This window comes from Streptomyces sp. NPDC001093, assembly GCF_040298985.1.
Lineage (GTDB): Bacteria > Actinomycetota > Actinomycetes > Streptomycetales > Streptomycetaceae > Streptomyces.
Genome location: NZ_JBEPBF010000011.1, coordinates 89,070 through 105,363, shown reverse-complemented (window position 1 = coordinate 105,363; position 16,294 = coordinate 89,070). Strand labels below are relative to the sequence as shown.

Sequence of the window (16,294 nt, the reverse complement as noted above, 5' to 3'; positions counted from 1 at the left end):
CGAAGCCGTGAACGAACAGGAGGCGTGATGTCTGCGACCAACCGCCAGATCCGTCTGGCAGCCCGCCCCGTGGGCGAGGTCAAACCCGGGGACTGGCAGGAGTGTTCAGGGTCCGTCGACGAGCCGGGCCCGGGCCGGTTCGCGGGCCGGACGCGCGTCATCTCCCTGGACCCGGCGATGCGGGGCTGGCTGGACGACCGTCCCTCCTACCTGCCGCCGGTGGGCATCGGCGAGGTGATGCGTGCCGGATCGGTCATCGAGGTGACCGCGTCCAACCACCCCGACTTCCAGCCGGGCGATCACGTGGTCGGCATGTTCGGCGTCCAGGAGTACGTGGTCTCGGACGGCAAGGGGGCCATGAAGGTCGACACCTCCCTCGCCCCGCCCTCGACGTATCTCGGCGCGCTGGGCATGCCCGGCATGACCGCCTACTTCGGTCTGCTGGACGTCGGCGCACTGAAGGAAGGCGAGACCGTCGTGGTGTCGGGGGCGGCCGGGGCGGTCGGCAGTATCGCCGGCCAGATCGCGAAGGCCAAGGGCTGCCGGGTCGTCGGCATAGCCGGAGGGCCGGAGAAGTGCGCCATGCTCATCGACGAACTGGGATTCGACGCGGCGATCGACTACCGCGCCGAGGACGTCAGGAAGGCGCTGCGCCGGCAGGCCCCCGACGGCATCGACGTCTACTTCGACAATGTCGGAGGGGACGTCCTCGATGCGGCCCTGACGCGACTGGCGATGCACGCACGAGTCGTGGTCTGCGGTGCGATCAGTCAGTACAACAACGCCACGCCGGTCAAGGGCCCGTCCAACTACCTCTCACTGCTGGTGCGCCGCGCCCGCATGGAGGGCTTCGTCGTCTTCGACTACGCCCAGCGCTACGCGCAGGCTGCCCAGGACATCTCCGCCTGGATCGGCACCGGCCGCATCAAGGTGAAGGAACACGTGGTGAGGGGGAGCGTAGGCGACTTCCCCGAGACTTTGCAGATGCTCTTCCGCGGGGACAACGTCGGCAAGCTCGTCCTGGAGCTGGCATGACCACCGTCGAGAGGGACACCGCAGTCCGGCCGGGGCAGACGCACGGCGCGGTGCTCCGGGGCAAGGTCGCCATCGTGACCGGCGGTGCCAGTGGACTGGGCCGGGCCACCGCACTGACGCTGGCGGAGGCGGGGGCGCGCGTGGTGGTCGCGGACCTCGACGTGCGGGGCGGCCGAGAGGTGGCCGACATGGTGGGCGGTCATTTCCGCGCCTGTGACGTCTCCGACCCGGACGCGAACCGTGCGCTGGTGGACTTCACCCAGGAGCACTGCGGCGGCGTCGACATCGCGTTGCTCAACGCCGGGGTGGCGACCGGATGCGGCCTCGGTGAGGACTTCGACCTGGCACGCTACCGTCGCGCGATGGGAGCCAACCTCGACGGCGTGGTCTTCGGCACCCATGCGGTGCTGCCGGCACTGCGGGCCCGCGGTGGAGGGGTGATCGTGGCGACCGCGTCGCTGGCGGGTCTGGCGGCCGTACCGCTCGATCCCCTGTACGCGGCCAACAAGCATGCGGTCGTAGGACTTGCTCGCTCCCTGGGGCCGGCTCTCGCACCGGAGAACGTGCGCTTCAACGCCGTCTGCCCCGGGTTCGCCGAGTCGCGGATCATCGATCCGCTGCGCGACGTGCTCTCCGAGCAGAGACTGCCGATCATCCCGGCCCAGGTCGTGGCGGACACGGTGCTGCGGATCGTCACCGGCGACGGCACGGGGGAGTGCTGGTTCATCCAGCCCGGCCGCGACCCGGAGCCGTTCCGTTTCCGTACCGTCCCCGGTCCACGGAAGCTCGTCGGCACATGAGGGCGGGAGTCCGCAGGGACTTGTGCGCACCCCGCAGCCACCTCTGAGACAGCGCCGAGGGCCCGGACCACCGACAGGTTCGGGCCTCGGCCTGGCCGGGTACACCCTCAGGCGTTTCCGGAGGGGTTTTGGTGGTCTTCCCCCTGCCCGGCCGCCGCAGTGGTGTGCTTCACGTCCGCGACACACTCCGGTGCGCGCTCAGCCCCGCCAGCGCGGTCAGCACGGTGTCGTTGGCCTTCCGGGTGCCGACGGTGAGCCGGAGTCCCTCGCCGGGGTAGTGGCGTGCCTGGACACCGGCGTCGGTGAGCGCTGCTGCGCCCTCGCCGACCGGATCGGGCGTGGCGAGCCATACGGAATTGGCGTGGCCGGGGGACACGGACCAGCCGAGGGACACGAGTTCACCCCGGAGCCGCTCGCGTTCGGCCACGATGGTGTCCACGCGCTCGCGTAGCTGGCTCTCGGCCCGCAGTGAGGCCTTCACCGCCGCCGTTGCCACCGCGTTGATCCCGAAGGGCAGCTGCTGCCGCCGGATCCGTGCCACCAGGCCGGAGGCGCCGAGTGCGTAGCCGACCCGCAGGGCGGCGAGGCCGTAGGCCTTGGAGAAGGTGCGCAGCACCAGCAGGTTGGGATGTGCGTCCAGGAATGTGAGCGTGTCCGGCAGGTCGCTGTCACGGGCGAACTCGATGTACGCCTCGTCGAGGAGCACGATGACGTGTCGGGGGACCCGACGCAGGAACGCCGCCAGTGCGCCGGCGGTGACGAGGCTTCCGGTGGGGTTGTGCGGATTGCACAGCACCACGACGCGGGTGCGCTGGTCGAGCGCCGCGAGCAGGGCACCCAGATCCTGGTGTCCGTCCGGCGACAGGGGCACGGGGACCGCTCGGGCGCCGACCATGGTGGCCAGGAGCGGGTAGGCGTCGAACGTGCGCCAGGCGTAGGCCACGGTGTCGCCGGGCCGGACCACTGCCCGGAGCAACTGCAGGGCCACGCCGACCGATCCGCTGCCGACCGCGACGCGGTCGGCGGGCACCCGGCACCACGCGGCGATCCGTTCGGTGAGGTCGTCGGGGTGGAACTGCGGGTAGCGGTGGGCCTGTGCCACGGCCCGTCGCATCGCCTCACGCACCGAGGGCAGCGGGGGATACGGACTCTCGTTCAGGGCAAGCCGGTGCAGCACGGGGATGTCCATGGCTCAGTCCCGTCCCCCGTGCCAGCGAACGGCGACGGCACCGGCGAAGTCGCCCGCGTGGGCGAATCCCCCGAGCACGATCAGGTCGCCGTCCGTCACCTGCCCCGAACGGATCGCGCGGTCCAGGGTGACCGGGATCGCCGCTCCGAACAGGTTCCCGTAGACATCGAAGGTGTCCAGGTGCCGCTCGGCCGGCAGTTGCAGCGCCTCTCGCCAGTTCCGCAGGAAGGTGCGGTTGGGCTGGTTGGTGATGAGGGCGTCGATGTCGGTGCTCGCCACGCCGAGCCGCCGGCACAGGTCCGTGACCACCTCGGGGACGAGACGGTTCCCGCGTGCCAGGACCTTGGCGACGCTTGCGTCGGAGAACCCGATCCGCAGCTGGGACGATCCCGGCTCCCAGTACTTGCGACCGTCGTCGACCGCCACGGTCATGTCACCGGCGTACGCGCCGATGTGGCGGGTCTCCACGTCGAGGACCGGCGACCGTGCCGACCTCGTCACGTACCCCACCCCGCACCCGTCGCCCGGGATCGCCGCCTGGGCGAGCTTGCGCACCTCGGACTGGGTGAACCACTGCCCGGCGGCACTCTGCGCATTGCATATCAGCGCGGTCCTCGCGTCGGTGGTGGTGAGGATCTGCCGGGCCAGCTTCACCATGTACACGAAGGACGCGCAGCCCGCGTTGGCCACGTCGACGAGCCACTCCGGGTTCAGGCCCAGCCGCCGGGCCACCTCGGTTCCGGCGCCCACGAACGGCAGGTCCGGCAACTGGCTGTGCACCAACAGCACGTCGACGCCCCGGATCTCCACCGCGCCGTGCCGTTCGATCAGGGGCTGTACGGCGCGCTCGACCATGTCCGCGTTGGTCTCGTCCCTGGCCACGTGGTGCCGTAACGGCGGGACCCTGAACATGGGATGGTTGCGGAGCTTGTCCTCGGCTCCGGGGAAGTCCGTGTAGAACTCCGCGGGAACCGGCTCGCCGGGCAGGTAACTCGCGACGTCGGTGAGGCTGACCGTGGTCACCGCGCCACCGCCCGCGCCGGAGCCGAACCGACCGGCAGGCCGCGCCGGTGGCGGTGTTCCAGGATCGCCTTGAGGTTGTGCATCTCCACGGTGTGCCCTGCGTAGAAGAGGTCCCAGTAGTCGCCCACCCAGGGCCGGTCCGGACGGGGAGCCAGGTCGGGGCGCGGGTTGGCGTCGTAGTAGGGGTGCCGGCAGTTGGTCCAGGTGATCACCGAGCCCGGCTTGTCGAGCACCAGCTGCGCCGGGACGACCCGCATCAGGTAGATCATCCACAGCTTCTCGCCCTGGTCCCAGGAGCAGTGGTAGTCCACGGTCATGGCCTCGGGGTTCGCCAGCACCCTGCAGTAGATCCTGGTGTCGTCCTCCAGCCGGTCGTGACCGACCCACAGCCCCGGGGTGCCGGTGGGCGCGAAGTCCCGCAGGCTGCAGGTCCACTCCTCCAGGTGGTGCCCCTGGCGCAGGTAGTCGTAGGCCTGCTCCGGGGGGCAGTCGACGTACTCGTGGATGGTGCAGTACTGCCCGTAGACCTGGTGGTGGGGATAGACCGCGTGGGTCAGCTCCATGCAGTGGGCGGTCAGTTCCTCCTTGCCGGCGTTCTCGATCCGGACCAGGCCGGGGATGTCAGCCAACATGGACGACTCCTCGCTCATCTGAACTCTCCTTGTTCTCATGGCCTTTGGGGACTTCGGTGAAGGACTGGAAGGGCAGGAACGGGGGGATCTCCCGCGGGTCGCAGTCCACCGCGACGAACGCCGGGCCGCCGCGCGCGTTGCCGCGCAGCAGTGCCGTGCGCAGCTGCGCCGCGTCGGCGGCTCCCGTGGCCTCCAGGGAAGGGAAGGCGGCGGCCACTCCCGCGGCGAGGTCGCTCCGGGCGAACAGGTCGTCGCTGCGGACGCCGCCCTGGAGGAACTCCTCCCGCACAGCGCACATGGCGTGGGCGTTGTTGTTGAAGATCACGAACGTCACGGGTGCGTCGTACTCCACGGCCGTGTGCACTTCCATCCCGTGCATGAAGAAGGCCCCGTCGCCCGCGAGGACGTAGGTGCGTCGGCCGGTGGCGAGCGCGGCGCCGATGCCGGCGCCGAAGGTGTAGCCCATGCCGCCCATGCCGACCGCCACCACGAAGCGGCCGTGGCGCGGTGCCGGGAGGAGATGGATCGCGCTGGCGCCTGCGTTGCCGGCGTCCACGAAGACGTGTGCGTCCTGGGGGAGTGCCGCCGCCACCGCGGCGACCGCCTGGGCGTGGGGGACGGTCCGCTCCCGGGCGTGGAGGAGCGGACCCGGCAGGGGTGTGGGAAGGGGGCCGGTGTGCGGCGGGCAGGGGCGGGGGCGCGACGGCAGCCGGAGGGTCACCGCGCGCAGCGTGTCCCGCAGGTTCCCACCCAGGGCGGTGCCTGCCACGAACGGTGGCTCGGGACCGAGGGACACGACTTCGGTGGTGGCGAGGGCCCGGTCGAGGCCGCCGCGTGCCAGGAGCGGCAGCCGGGTACCGACCAGCAGGCACAGGTCGGCCCGGCGCAGACATTCCTCGACGTTGGCGTGGCCCATCACCCCGGCCACGCCCGCGAAGCGTGGATCACGGTTGTCGAAGACGTCCTTGGCGTCCGGGGTGACCGCCACCCATGCCCCGAGGCGCCGGGCCAGTTCGGCCAGTTCCCCACGCGCGTCGGCGGCGGCGACATCCTCACCGGCGATGACGAGGACGCGACCGGCCCCGCGAAGGGTGTCCGAAACGGCCCTGACGGCGGCTGCGTCGAACCGTGCCGCGGATGCCGTCGCGGGACCGCCCGGTGCCGGAGCCGTGTCGCGGACGGGCACCCGGATCCGTGCCTGCTGCACGTCCTTGGGCAGCAACAGCACGGCCGGCCCCCGTGGATCGGCCTGCGCGGCCGCGACGGCCCGGGGCAGCAACTCCCTGAGCGAGTCCGGGTCATCGACCCGGGCGCAGAACCGGGACAGGGGCGCGAAGACCTCCCGCGCGTCGAAGGAGCCCGCCCTGCCGCTGGAGTCCTGGAAGGCCCCGTGCCCTTCCTGGCCGGTCGGCGGCTGGCCCACCAGGGCCAGCACGGGCACCCGGGAGGCGTACGCCTCCGCCAGGCCCGGTACGAGATTCATCGCCCCACCGCCCGAGGTGGCGGCAACGACGCCGAGGCGCCCGGTGGTCCGTGCGTATCCGTCGGCCATGGTGACGGCGGAGAACTCGTGTTTGGCGACGACGCCGCGTACGGCGCCGCCGCGGTGCACTGCGTCGAACAGGTCCTCGATGTTCGCGCCGCCGACGCCGAACACGTGGGTGACGCCGGCCCTGGCGAGTTCCCGGGCCAGACAGTCGACCAGGCGAACCGTTTCCGCCTCGCGTAATCCCGGGGTCTCGGTCGTCATGCGGGGCTCCCTTCCCGCTCGTGGTGCCGGTCGATGAAGCCGCACGGTGAGATCACCTGGAAGCGGTGCCGGTATTCCCGGGGAGTGAGCCCCAGGGTTCGTCCGAAGGAGCGGAAGAACGTCTCGGTGGTGGCGAATCCGCAGCGGCCGGCTATCTGGCCGATCGTCAGGTCCGTGGTCTCCAGCAGTTCGCGGGCGCGGGCGATACGCGTCCGCTCGACGTACTGGCCGGGTGTCGTGCCCACCTCGCGCCGGAAGACCCGGGCGAAGTTGCGCTGGCTCATGTTGGCCTGCCGCGCGATCTCGCCCACGGGCAGCGGACTGTCCAGGTTGTCCAGGATCCACTCCTGTGCTGCCCGGATCGGCGGATGGTCGGCCAACTGGGCGTCGAGGACGGCGCTGTACTGGGACTGCCCTCCGTGCCGCTTGAGGAACAGCACCAGAAACCGTGCCGTCTCCAGAGCGAGCGCCGAACCGTGATCGGCCTCCACCAGAGCCAGCGCCATGTCGATGCCCGTCGACACCCCCGCGGAGGTCACGAAGGGGCCGTCCCAGACGAAGATCGGCTCGGCGTCCACCGTCACATCCGGATAGCGGCACGCCATCGCCTCGCTGTACGCCCAGTGCGTGGTGGCGCGTCTGCCGTCGAGGAGACCCGCCTCGGCCAGCAGAAAGGAACCGCCGCACACGGAGGCGACTCTGCGCGACCGGGCCGCTGCCCGGCCGATCCAGGAGACGAGCGCCTGGTCCCGGAGTGCCTCGTTGAGACTCCATCCGCCCGGCACGAGGAGCGTGTCGATCGGGCCCTGCCCCGCCTCCAGGGGCGAGGCCTCCACCACCATGCCCGAACTCATGCGCACCAGTGGTGCGTCGGCGGAGATGAATTCGGTCCGGTAGGGGGTGCCCGAGGCACCCAGGAGCCGGTTCGCCGTATCGAACACTTCTATCGGTCCTGTGATGTCCAGGGCCATCGCGCCCGCGTACACCACCACAACAACACGTCGTTCCAACACGGTCACAGCCTGTATCGGATGCCGTACTGGCTGCAATGACAGATTAGTGACGTATCCGGCCAACAAGCGGCGTCGCACGGGTACGCAGGGCGCTGGTGAGGCGGTTCGCGCACCGGGCGGGCGGCGATGGGTGAGGCAGGTCACAGGTCGGTGGTGCGGCGCCGCCGTCGCCGGGCGATGGCCGATCCCGGCGGAGCCGTCTTCGGCACCCCCGCGCGGCCCGCGCGGTGGAGGCGCCGTTCTCCACCTTCCGTTCAGGCTGGACCCGGGCAGCGGTGCCGCGGCGAATGCCGGCGGACTCGTCAGGGCACCGCCGACTGCCGGCCCGGGAGGCCGTTTCCTCTCCTTGCGGCCGTCGTTCAGGAAGGCATGGACACCCCACCGATCCTCGTCCTCGGAGCCACCGGCTCCTCGGGCCGACGCGTCGCCGCGCACCTGCGGGCGCTGGGCGCGCCGGTCAGGTCCGCGTCCCGGCACAGCGCCACCCGTTTCGACTGGAACGACCGGAGCACCTGGGAACCTGCGCTGCGGGGCGTCGGCCGCATGTCCTGATGGCCCCCGACGGCATCCCCGTCGACCCGGACCTCGTCGGCCTGGCGGCGGACCTCGAGGTCGAACACGTCGTCCTGCTGTCCAGTCGCGGGATCGAGACCATGGGAGACCAGCGGCTCCTCGAAGCCGAGGACGCCGTCAAGAGGTCCGCGGTCGCCTGGATGATCCTGCGCAGCGACTGGTTCGACCAGAACTTCGACGAGGGCCCCTTCCGCGAGACGGTCCTCGCCGGGGAGCTGGCGGTACCGCTGGGGGACTGCCGCCAGGGATTCGTGGATCTGGACGACGTCGGGGCCGTGGCTGCCCGGACGCTGACCGAGGACGGGCACGCCGGCCGGTCGTACGAGCTGACGGGACCGCAGGCACTGTCCTTCGCCGAGGTGTGCTCCGTCATCGAGGACGTCACCGGCCACCCGATGAGGTTTCACGGAAGCGAGGACGCCTACCGCGCCGCACAGACCTCCCTCGGCCGGTCCGGGCAGGCGATCGAGCGGGACATCGCCTCCTACGCCGCGCTCCGCGGCCTGGGGGACACCGAGCCCCTGGACACGGTGCCCCGCCTGATCGGGCGCCCCGCCCGCACCTTCCGGCAGTACGTCACCGCGGCGGTGGCCGACGGCAGTTGGCCGCGCTCCGGGGACACCACCGGAACGCCCTGAGGCCCATCCCCGCAGCACTGGCCTCGTCACAGGCCTCGAAGTCCGCGTCAGGGGCGGAGGGCAGCCAGATCCGTGCCGGGCAGGTGGATCCAGCCCTCCTGACGGGCGGCCGCGCGTTCCTCCGCGGAGCGCGGCCACAGCGTGTCCCCGACCAGGACGGCGCGGGCGACCAGGGCGCAGACCAGGGCGTCGAGATGGTCGTGGCTGTCGACGCACCGCGCACGCACGGCCTCGGGAAGAGCCGGGCCCAGACCCGTCTCGAGGGAGCGGACGATGTGCTCCCGGACGGCGCGAGCCCCTGGCGTGGGGGTCTTGTAACTGGCGCTGAGGCGGATCCCCCAGCGCCGCAGCGCGGCGGCGGGATACACCTCGGCGACCGGCCCGGACCCGTCCCTGGGCACGGGGACGCCCGATGCCGCGAGCTCATCGATGAGGTAGGCCGCACGCAGCGCCACGACCCCCAGCAGGTCGGTGGACACCGACAGCGGCGGCCGCAGTGACGTCGCCTTCCAGGTCAGGTCGTCGGTCAGCCGGAACCGCAGGGCGTCCAGACCGGGCCGCCCGTCGGCACGGTCCTCGAACCGGACCGGGGGCGGCAGCCGCACCCCCTGGTGGTGGGCCTGAACCGTCGCCACGAAGTGGGACGGCCAGCCGAGGGGACAGTCGAGGCCGGTCTTGTCGGCCGCCCGGACCACAGCGAGCAACTGCTCGTCCGCGTCGGGCACGACGAACTCCACCGCCAGGCCGTCACCGGGTCCCCAGACCACCCGGCACACGGCCGTGCGCCGTGCACGGGCGGCCAGATCGACGCCGACCGTCACCACCTGTCGTCGTACCACGCCCGTCACGTGCCCCAGATCCTCCGGTACGCCTCCCGGTAGCCCGAGGGGTCCCAGGCCGTCGCCCCCTTGCTGTTGTGCTCCGTGGAGATGTGGACGGGCGCGACATAACCGCTGGCCGGACGGCCGGAGAAGGCGCGGTTGAACTCGTCGAGGATCTGCCAGCCCTGCAGCGACAGCGGTTCGGGGACGGTGGCCGCCTGGTACTGCCCGCTGTCGATGCGCTGGAAGGCGGACGGGTCGCCGTCGCCGGCGCCGATGTTGAAGGGCGGCCCGGAGCCTTTCGTCCCGGCCGCGCGGAGGGCGGGGGCGGCGTCGGCGAAGTACAGGTCGTTGATCGCGACGGAGTCGGTCCAACGGCTCCCGAAGCGGGCGAGCAGGAACGAGACCTCCCTGGGGGTACGGCTGCTCGCGTCCGGGATCGGGATGTTCTCGTACGTCAGCAGCCGCACGCCCGAACAGGCCGCCAGCGCCTTCCTGATCAGCTCGGACTTGTGCTTGGCGAAGGGGATCGAGGCATCGGTGAACAGGACCACCCCGGCATGGCCGTGGGAGCGCGCGATGACCCACTGCGCGCTGATCGAGGCGACGTCGCCGACATCGGTGGTGACGTTGGAGAACAGCCTGGGGTGGCCGCTGGGGCCGGGGGACGCGACCGCGTGCCAGCCGACGAGCGGGATGCGTGCCGCGGTCGCCCGCGCGAGCTGCTGCGAGGTCGAGTCGGGGTCGAAGCCGCCGATGACGATGCCCGAGGGTCTGAGCGCCACGGCGTCGCTCAGCGCCGCCTGGATGCCCGCGGGGGTGCCCTCGCCGTCGATCACCCGGACCTTCCAGCCGATGACCCTCGCGGCCTCCTTCACGCCCTGTGCGACGCCGGCGACTCCGGGGTTGGTCATGGTCTGTGCGACGTAGACGATCGTCTTGCCGTGCACCGCGGCGGGGCCACTGGTCGGCCCGTTCCAGGGGACGTCGGTCTTCTCCGCCCGGGTGACGGCGGCCTGGGCCTCGGCCTGCACCGCGGGGCAGCCGCTCGGGCCCGTGGCGGCGGCCCCGGGGCCGTTCGACGAGCCGCGTTCGCAGCCGGCGAGGGCGGTTGCCGCCACCAGCAGGGCGAGGGAGACCGATCGCGCCGTGACGACGCCGGGGACGGCCTTGCGGTTGCGGTGCACGAGAGCTCCTCGCGGCGGGGTGAGCGGAGGGGAGGACGGCTCAAGGGGGTGGGGTCGGCGCGTCACGGGGCGCGGCGGCCCCGGTCCGCAGGCGGCGGGCGGAGTACCCGGCCAGGCCGACGGCGAGCAGGAGGGTGCCGCCGTAGAACAGGGGGATCGTCCAGAAGTCGGCGCCCATCTGGCCGATGCCGGTGAGGCCGACGGCGAGCACGGCGACGGCGACGAGCGTGCCCAGGGCGTTGGGGCGGCCGGGTCGGATCGCGGTGGATCCGAGGAGGGCGCCGACGAAGGCGGGCAGCAGATAGTCGAGTCCGACGCTGGGATTGCCGATCTGCTGCTGGGCCGCGAGCAGCACACCGGCGAAGCCGACGATCAGTCCCGACGCACCGAACGCGTAGACGGTGTACGTGCGGGTCGGGATGCCGACGAGGTCGGCGGCGCGCGGGTTGGAGCCCACGACGTAGAGGCACCGGCCGAGCGGCAGCCGCTCCAGCACCAGCCAGAGGGCGACCGCGAGGGCGAGCACGTAGAAGGCGGGAACCGGGAGGCCGAGGAACCTGGAGTCGTACAGATCGGTGAAGGCCGCCGGGAGACCCTGCGGGCCGGGGACGATCCGGCCGCCGCCCGTGACCCAGCCGGTCACGGCGTACATCATGCTGCCGGTCCCGAGGGTGGCGATGAAGGAGTCGATCCGGCCGAACTCGACGACGACACCGTTGAGGACGCCCACGACCAGCCCTCCGGCGACCACCGCGAGGCAGGCCCACGGCCAGGGCCACCGCTCGTTGACGACGAGCTGCATCACCATGACGTGCGCCAGACCGAGGCCGTAGCCGAGGGAGAGGTCGAACGCGCCGGTCACGATGGGGACCATGGCGGCCAGCGCGAGGACGGCGGGGATCGACTGGTTGGACAGGATCGAGTCGACCGTGTCCCGCGTGGGAAACGTACGCGGCAGGGCGAGCGAGAAGACCAGGAAGAGCACAGCGGTGAGGGCCAGCAGGCCGTAGGCGCCGAGGAGGTGTCCGACGGGGCGCCGTCGGTACGGCCGCGACGGGGACGCGGAGGAAGGGGGCGGGGCGGTCATGAGTCCGTCGCGGTTCCGGGAGGGGGCATCGCCGATGCCGCCCGGGTGAGCCCGGCGACCGTGAGGGCCGGACCGCTCAGCTCCGCCGTCACCGACCCGCGCACGAACACCAGGGCGCGCCGGCACACGCCCGCGACCTCCTCGAAGTCCGTGGAGACGAGCAGCACCGCGAGGCCGCCGGCCAGCGCCTCGTCGAGCAGACGGTAGACGGCGGCCTTGGCGCCGATGTCCACGCTCGCGGTCGGCTCCTCGAGGATCAGCAGGCGCAGGCCCACCCGGAGCCACCGGCCGATCATGACCTTCTGCTGGTTCCCCCCGGACAGCGTGCCGATGGGAGCCTCGCTGTCGCGGGGACGCACCGAGAACCGTTCGATCAGCTCGGCGGCCTCGGCGCGTTCGCGGCGCGGGGCGATCCACTGCAGCGCCGGCCTGCCTCCGGCACGCGGGTTGGCCAGGAGGTTCTCCCGTACGGTCAGCTCGGCGGCGCACCCCTCCCGCTGTCTGTCACCGGGCACGAAGCCCACACCGAGGCGGACGGCGTCGGCGACCGTGGGGGGGCGGTACGGCCGGCCGCCGAGGAGCACTCGGCCGCCGAGCAGGGGCCGGGCACCGGCGAGGGCCCGGCCCAGGTCCATGTGCCCGGCGCCCGAGAGGCCCACCAGGCCCACGACCTCCCCGGCCCCGAGTTCCAGGCCGACCGGTCGCGTGCCGGCGGTCCGTACGCCGTCGAGCGTCAGGGCGGCCGGGCCGCGGGCGGGGACGGTGGCGGGGCGGTAGCGGGCCGGTTCCTCGCCGACGATGTCACGGACCAGCCGGGCCGGGCCGTGGTCCGCGAGGGTGCCGTGGCTGACGAGACGGCCGTCGCGCAGGACGGCGAAGGCGTCGGCGACCTCGTACACCTCGTCCAGGCGGTGGCTGACGTAGAGGAGGCCGTGCCCCTGGTCGCGCAGGGCGTGCAGGACGCGGAAGAGCCGGGCGCAGTCCGTGGCGGGCAGGCGGGCGGTCGGCTCGTCGAGGACGACGAGTTCCGCCCGGGCGGCCAGGGCTCGGGCGATGGCGACCAGCGAGCGCTCGGCGGGGGAGAGCCGGGCGACCGGCGTTGCGGGGTCGAGGTGTCCGGCGACGAGCCGCAGGGCTTCGGCGCAGCGCTCCCGGGTGCGCCGCCAGGAGATCAGTCCGGCGCGACGGTGGTATCCGATGCTCAGGGCGATGTTCTCGGCGACCGTCATCCATTCCACGAGACCGAGGTCCTGGTGGATGAAGGACATGGCGCGGGAGGCGGCATGACTGCCGAGTGGCTGCCCGTCCACCGTGACCTGTCCCGCGTCGGCGTGGTGGACGCCGGCGAGCACCTTGATGAGGGTGGACTTTCCGGCTCCGTTGGGGCCGAGGAGGGCGAGGACGCTGCCCGCGTGGACGTCGAGGTCGACCCCGTCCAGCGCGAGGGTCCCGCCGAACCGCTTGGCGAGCCCACGGATGCGCACCAGGGGTTCCGCAGAGGTGTCGGGAGGGTCGTGCACGGACATCTCCGGAGGTCGGCCTGGCGAGTTCTTCCCGACTGTCGCCACTGAACGGTCGCCACCGATCCTAGGGGGACGATCTATGGCATATCGGATGATTTCGGATATTCACTGCTCTCCGTGACTCCAACGGGCCAGCGGCGCCGCCGGTCTCAGACGCCGTCGAGGCCGCACTCGGCCCAGATGACCTTGCCCTGGGGCAGGTAGCGCGTCCCCCAGCTCCGGGCCAGCTGGGCGACGAGGAACAGGCCCCGGCCGCCCTCGTCGGTGCTGGCCGCCCGGCGCAGGTGCGGGGCGGTGTTGCTGGTGTCGGAGACCTCGCAGATCAGGGTGCGGTGGTGGAGCAGCCGTACGCGGATGGGTCCGCAGCCGTGGCGGATGGCGTTGGTGACCAGCTCGCTGAGTATCAGCTCCGCGGCGAAGGCGGCTTCGTCGAGTCCCCAGTCGGCCAGCCGGCGCAGGGCGCCTGCGCGGACTTCGCTGACGCGGGCCGGGTCGGGCTGCAGGTCCCAGGTGGCGATCCGGTCGGGGGCCAGGGCGCGGGTGCGGGCCACGAGCAGGGCGATGTCGTCGCAGGGGTGGGCGGGCGCCACGCTGTTCAGGACGGCCTGGCAGGTCTCCTCGGGCGCGTGTTCCGGGTGGGCCAGGGCCTCGCGCAACTGGTCGAGGGCCCCGTCGAGGTCGCGGTACCGGTCCCTGATGAGCCCGTCGGTGTAGAGGACCAGCCGGCTGCCCTCGGGGAGGTCGGTCTCGACCGCTTCGAAGGGCAGGCCCCCCAGGCCGAGCGGAGGCCCGGCGGGCAGCTCCGCCAAGGACACCGTGCCGTCGGGGCGGACCAGCGCGGGGGGAGGGTGCCCGGCGCGGGCCATGGTGCACCGCTGTGTGGTCGGGTCGTAGATGGCGTACACGCAGGTCGCGCCGATGATGTCCGCTCCGTCGGGGTCCTCCCGGTCCAGGCGTCCCACCAGGTTGTCGAGGTGGGTGAGGACCTCGTCCGGGGGGAAGTCGAGTTCGGCGAAGCTGCGTGCCGCGGTGCGCAGCCGGCCCATGGTGGCGGCGGAGAGCATGCCGTGGCCGACGACGTCCCCGACCATGAGGCCGATACGGGTGCCGGAGAGGGGGATGACGTCGTACCAGTCCCCGCCCACGTCGGATTCGGCGGGCAGATAGCGGTGGGCGACCTCGACGGCGTCCTGGTCGGGCAGCCCGTGCGGGAGCAGGCTGCGCTGCAGGGCCAGGACCATGGTGCGTTCGCGTGTGTAGCGCCGGGCGTTGTCGATGGACAGGGCGGCCCGGGCGGCGAGTTCCTGGGCCAGTGAACGGTCGTCGTCGTCGAAGGGGGCCGGGTCCCGGCCGCGGTAGAAGGCGGCGACGCCCAGGACGACCCCGCGGGCCACCAGCGGGACCGCGACGAGGGAGTGGACGTGGGTCAGCAGCTCCTCGGTGTGCTCGGGGTCGTGGGCGAGCCAGCCCGCGGCGACCTTCAGGTCCGGTTCCAGCACCGCCTCCCCGCCGGTCAGGGAGCGCAGCTGTGGCGTGGCCGGACCGTAGTCGACCTGCTTGCCGACCGGATGGAAGGGGCAGTCGTCGCGGATGCCGTGGACCACCGTGCGGCGCAGGTCGCCGTGCGGGTCGGCGGCCTCCTCGCCGTGCAGTACGGCCTCGGGCAGGTCGATCGTGACGTAGTCGGCGAGTCGCGGCACCGCCGTCTCCGCGAGTTCCTGGGCGGTGCGGCGCACGTCCAGAGTGGTGCCTATGTGCGTGCTGGCCTCGGACAGCAGCTCCAGGCGGCGTCGTGCGGCGAGAGCGTGCCGTCCCACCTCCGGCTCGCCCACGAGCAGCAGCCCTCTCGACGGGGGCGCGGAGGCAGGGCGAGCGTCCTCCGCTCCGACCGGTGCGACACTCCTGCCGCCCGCGGCGACGTGACCGGGTGCGGCGAGGGAGACGGCCCCCGACGTCAGGACGACAGGGGAGGCGGCGGGCTCGCCGGGGAAGCCCGGCGACTCGTCGAGACGCCGTGGGGAGACGAGCAGATTTCGCGGCGCGGCGCCGGGCAGGACGGCCTCGATGGCCACTCCCTCCACCCCGGTGGCACTCGTCATCGGGCGGCTCAGCAGTGTGACACTCCGGCCGTCGGACAGGGCGACATGGACAGCGGCCCGCTGCCCGCAGGAGATCAACTCGGTGGCCTTCTCCATGAGGACCGCACGGTCACGGGGATGCTGTCCGAGGGAAAGGTCGTCCAGCCCCATGGTGCGGTGCCGGCCGGCGGCGGCTTCGGCCTCGGTGTCCAGGTACGTCCGCAGCAGAGCACGCTCGCGTGCGGAACTGTGGCTGAGCAGCCGCCGTTCGATGGCTCGCGCCGCCTTGCGTATCACGGTGGCCAGCGCGGGGTCGTCGAAGCTGCGTGGATAGCCGAAGCACAGGACGCCCTCGATACGGCCGCTGAGCGGGTCGCGGACCGGGAGCGCGCGGCAGGCACTGCCCTGGGAGCGCTCGGCGAAGTGCTCGGCGCCGTAGACCCGGATGAGCTGCCGTTCCGCCAGCGCGAGACCGATGCCGTTGGTGCCGGCGACCTGCTCGGCGAACACGAACCCCGGCACGCGCTGGATCGCCGGGAGGCTTCTGGCCAGGGACGGCTCTCCGAATCGGCGCAGGAGGACCGTTCCGCTCGCGTCGGCGACAGAGATGTTCATGTGACTGCCGGCGAACCTGTACTGCAGCCGGTCGAGCACCGGCACGGCCGCGCGGATGATCCGTGCCTCCGTGTCGAAATCCTCCCGGAAGGGCAGGTCGGACTGGTCCGGCGAGAGCCCCAGGGACCGGCAGCGCTGCCACGAATGAGAGATGGCCGTACGCACGCCCGCTTCGACCGCCCCACCCTCCAGAAAACGCTCACGCGAACGAACGGGTCCCGTGCCGCCTGTCGCACGCCCCGCCGGAGTCGGTGCCCCGTCGAACCGAACCACGCTGCGCCTCACTCGCGATAGTCCGCTTTCCGGAACGAATCTGACATAGATGAGAAT

At 72.1% G+C, this 16,294-nt stretch carries 14 protein-coding genes; 4 read left to right on the top strand and 10 right to left on the bottom strand.

Going from position 1 to position 16,294, the window contains the following annotated elements; all coding sequences use genetic code 11:
* Nucleotides 1–27 precede the first annotated feature (27 nt).
* Together ABT288_RS08655 and ABT288_RS08650 are read left to right on the top strand one after the other, a co-directional pair.
* A complete protein-coding gene (locus ABT288_RS08655; protein WP_351604162.1) occupies nucleotides 28–1,035 on the top strand; it encodes an NADP-dependent oxidoreductase in 1,008 nt (335 codons plus the stop codon).
* Nucleotides 1,032–1,835 carry an SDR family NAD(P)-dependent oxidoreductase gene (locus ABT288_RS08650; RefSeq protein ID WP_351604161.1) on the top strand — a complete coding sequence of 268 codons (804 nt, stop codon included), beginning with the start codon at nucleotides 1,032–1,034 and terminating at the stop codon, nucleotides 1,833–1,835. Before ABT288_RS08655 ends, ABT288_RS08650 begins: the two co-directional genes overlap by 4 nt.
* Before the next feature lie 169 nt (nucleotides 1,836–2,004).
* On the opposite strand, the gene ABT288_RS08645 is transcribed toward ABT288_RS08650, so the two are convergent.
* Genes ABT288_RS08645 through ABT288_RS08625 form a run of 5 tightly spaced genes read right to left on the bottom strand, consistent with a single transcriptional unit; the run spans nucleotide 2,005 to nucleotide 7,442 of the window.
* A complete protein-coding gene (locus ABT288_RS08645; protein WP_351604160.1) occupies nucleotides 2,005–3,024 on the bottom strand; it encodes a histidinol-phosphate transaminase in 1,020 nt (339 codons plus the stop codon).
* 3 nt (nucleotides 3,025–3,027) lie between these two features.
* Entirely contained in the window at nucleotides 3,028–4,047 is a 1,020-nt protein-coding gene (locus ABT288_RS08640; protein ID WP_351604159.1) for a 3-oxoacyl-ACP synthase III family protein, read from the bottom strand.
* Nucleotides 4,044–4,679, bottom strand: coding sequence for a DUF8713 domain-containing protein (locus tag ABT288_RS08635; protein WP_351604158.1), 636 nt, complete (start codon nucleotides 4,677–4,679; stop codon nucleotides 4,044–4,046). Before ABT288_RS08635 ends, ABT288_RS08640 begins: the two co-directional genes overlap by 4 nt.
* Nucleotides 4,669–6,429, bottom strand: a complete 1,761-nt coding sequence (locus ABT288_RS08630) for a thiamine pyrophosphate-binding protein (protein WP_351604157.1) — start codon at nucleotides 6,427–6,429, stop codon at nucleotides 4,669–4,671. The genes ABT288_RS08635 and ABT288_RS08630 overlap by 11 nt, the downstream gene beginning before the upstream one ends.
* Nucleotides 6,426–7,442, bottom strand: a complete 1,017-nt coding sequence (locus ABT288_RS08625) for a GlxA family transcriptional regulator (protein WP_351604156.1) — start codon at nucleotides 7,440–7,442, stop codon at nucleotides 6,426–6,428. Before ABT288_RS08625 ends, ABT288_RS08630 begins: the two co-directional genes overlap by 4 nt.
* Nucleotides 7,443–7,811: 369 nt before the next feature.
* Between ABT288_RS08625 and ABT288_RS08620 the strand changes: the two genes are divergently transcribed.
* Both ABT288_RS08620 and ABT288_RS08615 read left to right on the top strand, forming a co-directional pair.
* Nucleotides 7,812–7,994 carry an SDR family oxidoreductase gene (locus ABT288_RS08620; protein WP_351604155.1) on the top strand — a complete coding sequence of 61 codons (183 nt, stop codon included), beginning with the start codon at nucleotides 7,812–7,814 and terminating at the stop codon, nucleotides 7,992–7,994.
* A complete protein-coding gene (locus tag ABT288_RS08615) occupies nucleotides 7,994–8,653 on the top strand; it encodes a Rossmann-fold NAD(P)-binding domain-containing protein (protein WP_351604154.1) in 660 nt (219 codons plus the stop codon). The genes ABT288_RS08620 and ABT288_RS08615 overlap by 1 nt, the downstream gene beginning before the upstream one ends.
* 47 nt (nucleotides 8,654–8,700) lie before the next feature.
* On the opposite strand, the gene ABT288_RS08610 is transcribed toward ABT288_RS08615, so the two are convergent.
* The 5 genes from ABT288_RS08610 to ABT288_RS08590 all read right to left on the bottom strand — a co-directional run bounded on the left by ABT288_RS08610 (nucleotide 8,701) and on the right by ABT288_RS08590 (nucleotide 16,237).
* The gene (locus tag ABT288_RS08610) at nucleotides 8,701–9,501 is read right to left on the bottom strand and encodes a DUF429 domain-containing protein (RefSeq protein ID WP_351604153.1); all 801 of its coding nucleotides are present in this window, start codon (nucleotides 9,499–9,501) and stop codon (nucleotides 8,701–8,703) included.
* Nucleotides 9,498–10,661: a substrate-binding domain-containing protein gene (locus tag ABT288_RS08605; protein WP_351604151.1), complete on the bottom strand. Its 1,164-nt coding sequence runs from the start codon at nucleotides 10,659–10,661 to the stop codon at nucleotides 9,498–9,500. The genes ABT288_RS08610 and ABT288_RS08605 overlap by 4 nt, the downstream gene beginning before the upstream one ends.
* Before the next feature lie 40 nt (nucleotides 10,662–10,701).
* Nucleotides 10,702–11,748 (bottom strand): ABC transporter permease, encoded by a 1,047-nt coding sequence (locus ABT288_RS08600; protein WP_351604149.1) that lies wholly within the window; start codon nucleotides 11,746–11,748, stop codon nucleotides 10,702–10,704.
* Nucleotides 11,745–13,274 carry a sugar ABC transporter ATP-binding protein gene (locus ABT288_RS08595; RefSeq protein ID WP_351604147.1) on the bottom strand — a complete coding sequence of 510 codons (1,530 nt, stop codon included), beginning with the start codon at nucleotides 13,272–13,274 and terminating at the stop codon, nucleotides 11,745–11,747. The genes ABT288_RS08600 and ABT288_RS08595 overlap by 4 nt, the downstream gene beginning before the upstream one ends.
* 146 nt (nucleotides 13,275–13,420) lie before the next feature.
* Entirely contained in the window at nucleotides 13,421–16,237 is a 2,817-nt protein-coding gene (locus ABT288_RS08590; RefSeq protein ID WP_351604145.1) for a SpoIIE family protein phosphatase, read from the bottom strand.
* Nucleotides 16,238–16,294 lie beyond the last annotated feature (57 nt).

Coding starts and splice junctions, on each gene's coding strand:
- ABT288_RS08655 (WP_351604162.1), top strand. CDS start 28: ATGTCTGCGACCAACCGCCAGATCCGTCTGGCAGCCCGCCCCGTGGGC.
- ABT288_RS08650 (WP_351604161.1), top strand. CDS start 1,032: ATGACCACCGTCGAGAGGGACACCGCAGTCCGGCCGGGGCAGACGCAC.
- ABT288_RS08645 (WP_351604160.1), bottom strand. CDS start 3,024: ATGGACATCCCCGTGCTGCACCGGCTTGCCCTGAACGAGAGTCCGTAT.
- ABT288_RS08635 (WP_351604158.1), bottom strand. CDS start 4,679: ATGTTGGCTGACATCCCCGGCCTGGTCCGGATCGAGAACGCCGGCAAG.
- ABT288_RS08630 (WP_351604157.1), bottom strand. CDS start 6,429: ATGACGACCGAGACCCCGGGATTACGCGAGGCGGAAACGGTTCGCCTG.
- ABT288_RS08620 (WP_351604155.1), top strand. CDS start 7,812: ATGGACACCCCACCGATCCTCGTCCTCGGAGCCACCGGCTCCTCGGGC.
- ABT288_RS08615 (WP_351604154.1), top strand. CDS start 7,994: ATGGCCCCCGACGGCATCCCCGTCGACCCGGACCTCGTCGGCCTGGCG.
- ABT288_RS08600 (WP_351604149.1), bottom strand. CDS start 11,748: ATGACCGCCCCGCCCCCTTCCTCCGCGTCCCCGTCGCGGCCGTACCGA.
- ABT288_RS08595 (WP_351604147.1), bottom strand. CDS start 13,274: ATGTCCGTGCACGACCCTCCCGACACCTCTGCGGAACCCCTGGTGCGC.